This window comes from Flavobacterium sp., from assembly GCF_031422135.1.
Classification (GTDB): Bacteria; Bacteroidota; Bacteroidia; order Flavobacteriales; family Flavobacteriaceae; genus Flavobacterium.
In genome coordinates this window covers 1-2,658 of record NZ_JANOQD010000069.1, presented here as the reverse complement: position 1 = coordinate 2,658, position 2,658 = coordinate 1, and the positions used below count along the sequence as shown (strand labels likewise).

Annotated in this window: 4 protein-coding genes and 3 tRNA genes; all 7 read right to left on the bottom strand. The window is 33.2% G+C overall.

What is annotated here, in order from left to right:
* On the bottom strand, nt 1–568 hold a 568-nt coding region (locus tag RMO70_RS09810; protein WP_310556261.1), incomplete at its 3' end, for a GTP-binding protein.
* 58 nt (nt 569–626) lie between these two features.
* Nucleotides 627–698 (bottom strand) — tRNA-Thr (locus RMO70_RS09805).
* 98 nt (nt 699–796) lie between these two features.
* Nucleotides 797–877, bottom strand: a tRNA-Tyr gene (locus RMO70_RS09800).
* Between the two features lie 59 nt (nt 878–936).
* A tRNA-Thr gene (locus tag RMO70_RS09795) sits at nt 937–1,010 on the bottom strand.
* A gap of 87 nt (nt 1,011–1,097) precedes the next feature.
* The gene (gene hpf / locus RMO70_RS09790) at nt 1,098–1,400 is read right to left on the bottom strand and encodes a ribosome hibernation-promoting factor, HPF/YfiA family (RefSeq protein ID WP_310556260.1); all 303 of its coding nucleotides are present in this window, start codon (nt 1,398–1,400) and stop codon (nt 1,098–1,100) included.
* Between the two features lie 35 nt (nt 1,401–1,435).
* The gene (locus tag RMO70_RS09785) at nt 1,436–2,329 is read right to left on the bottom strand and encodes a tyrosine-type recombinase/integrase (protein WP_310556259.1); all 894 of its coding nucleotides are present in this window, start codon (nt 2,327–2,329) and stop codon (nt 1,436–1,438) included.
* A 103-nt stretch (nt 2,330–2,432) separates the two neighbouring features.
* Nucleotides 2,433–2,627, bottom strand: coding sequence for a 30S ribosomal protein S21 (gene rpsU / locus RMO70_RS09780; protein ID WP_091473327.1), 195 nt, complete (start codon nt 2,625–2,627; stop codon nt 2,433–2,435).
* Nucleotides 2,628–2,658 lie beyond the last annotated feature (31 nt).

Here is a 2,658-nt window from a genome sequence, read left to right as displayed (position 1 = left end):
GAATTTTTGGAGTCCAAGCTGGATCGTTGTTCAATCCACCTAGAGCAGAACCTTGAATTACCGGACCGTTATCTCCATCATACTCATAGAATGACAAAAGATCTCTAATTTCCATTTCAACAAGTTCCAACAACTCTTCGTCATCAACCATATCCACTTTGTTCATGAAAACTACCATTCTAGGAATACCAACTTGGCGACCTAAAAGGATGTGTTCACGAGTTTGTGGCATTGGTCCATCTGTAGCTGCTACAACAAGAATAGCACCGTCCATTTGAGCAGCTCCTGTAACCATGTTTTTTACGTAATCCGCGTGACCTGGACAGTCAACGTGAGCATAGTGACGGTTTGCAGTTTCATACTCTACGTGAGAAGTATTAATTGTAATACCTCTTTCTTTTTCTTCTGGAGCATTATCAATTTGATCAAATGATTTTGCTTGACAATAACCTGCATCTGACAATACTTTTGTAATTGCAGCAGTTAATGTAGTTTTTCCGTGATCCACGTGCCCAATTGTTCCAATGTTTAAGTGGGGCTTGTTACGGTTAAAGGTTTCTTTTGCCATTTTACTTAGTTTTTAATCTTTAATTATAATATATTAGTGTTCAAATTTTACTTTGTTGAGCCAACTACGGGAATTGAACCCGTGACCTCTTCCTTACCAAGGAAGCACTCTACCCCTGAGCTAAGTCGGCAGATTCCTTGATTTAGGAATTGGGATTTTAGATTTAGGATTTTGAAAGAATTTTAAAAAATCCTAAATCGTAATTCCTAAATTTAAAAATTATTCTTGTGGGGAGAGCAGGATTCGAACCTGCGAAGTTTACACAGCAGATTTACAGTCTGCCCTCGTTGGCCGCTTGAGTATCTCCCCATTTTTTTTAAATTTCAATAATTTAAAGAACAAATTCCAAATCGCATTGGAATAAAAAGAGCCGGCGGAGGGACTCGAACCCACGACCTGCTGATTACAAATCAGCTGCTCTAGCCAACTGAGCTACGCTGGCAAAACATAAAAAAAGTCCGCTATTTCTAACGGACTGCAAATGTATGTATTTTATTTATTAATCAAAACTTTTTTGTAAAAATATTTATTAGATATGTGCTCTTAATTTTTCTTTCCTTTTCATTAGCTGTCTTTCAAGGGATTCTGAAGCTAATTCCACACCTTCTTCAAATGTCTTGCATTGTTTTTTTACAATAAATTCATCGCCAGGCACAATTACTTTTACTTCGACTATTTTATTTTCTTTATCACTTGTTTTTTCTACCTTCAAAAACACATCCGACGAAACGACTTTATCATAGTATTTTTCAAGTTTATTTAATTTTTCTTCTACAAAATCTACTAGTTTCTTGTCAACATTAAAATTGACTGCGTGAACATTTACCTTCATAATCTGATAATTTTGGTTAAACATATAGTGAAAATTTATTTTTGGTTTCTTGGATGGGCATTTTGATATACATTTTTAAGCTCTGTTAAACTTGAATGGGTGTAAACTTGAGTTGATGCAAGACTCGAGTGACCTAACAATTCTTTAATCGAATTCAAATCAGCTCCGTGATTAAGCATGTGAGTTGCAAAAGTATGCCGAAGCATGTGCGGACTTTTTTTTACCTTCTCAGAAACATTACTAAAGTAATCATTTATTAATCGATAGACAAATGTTTCGTTTAGTTTATTTCCGTTTGACAATAAAAATAAAATATTTGACTCTGAAGTAAACACAAGTTGTTTTCTTTCAACTACATATCGCTCCATTTGTTTGGCTATTACAGACAGTATAGGAATGATTCTTTCTTTATTTCTTTTGCCTACCACTTTTATAGTATTATTTTGCAAATCTACATTATACATTTGAAGCCCTATTAGTTCGGAACGTCGAATCCCTGTGGTATAAAACAAATCGATTATAAGCTTGTCTCGAATTCCTTCGAATCCTTCCTTATATTGTATGTGATTTAAAACTTTGTCAATTTCGTCTTCAGAAAATGGAATTTGTATTTTTTTTGGAGATTTTAATGCTTTATGCTTGCTTAATGGATTTACTTCTATCTGTTTTGTTTTCAAAAGAAACTTATAAAAGACTTTTAATGAAGCTATTTTTCGATTTACTGATGTGTTTGTGATATTTGAATCAATCATAGAAACTATCCAACTTCTTATTAAGGTATAAGAAACTTCTTCAAGTGCTGTACTATCAAAATTGTCTTCAAGGAATTTTTTGAAAAAATCTAAATCTTTACCATAAGCCAAAGCTGTAAGCTTAGAATAGTTTTTTTCGAGAAGTATGTAGTCTTGGAATTTTTGCTGATTACTCATTAATAGGATTAGATTGCTTCGTTCCTCGCAAAAACAAGAAATCGTTAGTATAAAAGTACGAAACTTAAATAACTAACGATTTATATTAACAGAAAATTAAAATTTAACTTTCTAAGTTCTCTCTCATGTTTTGAACATAAGCCGCTTTTTGAACCATAGCTCTGTTTATAACAGATGGTTTAATGAAAGCTTGACGTTTTCTTAGTTGTCTTACGACTCCTGTTTTGTCAAATTTTCTTTTATAGCGCTTTAATGCTCTATCGATATTTTCTCCGTCTTTAATTGGTATAATTAACATAATATAGACACCTCCTCTCGTTAAGGGTGCA

Coding starts and splice junctions, on each gene's coding strand:
- hpf (WP_310556260.1), bottom strand. CDS start 1,400: ATGAAGGTAAATGTTCACGCAGTCAATTTTAATGTTGACAAGAAACTA.
- rpsU (WP_091473327.1), bottom strand. CDS start 2,627: ATGTTAATTATACCAATTAAAGACGGAGAAAATATCGATAGAGCATTA.
- RMO70_RS09785 (WP_310556259.1), bottom strand. CDS start 2,329: ATGAGTAATCAGCAAAAATTCCAAGACTACATACTTCTCGAAAAAAAC.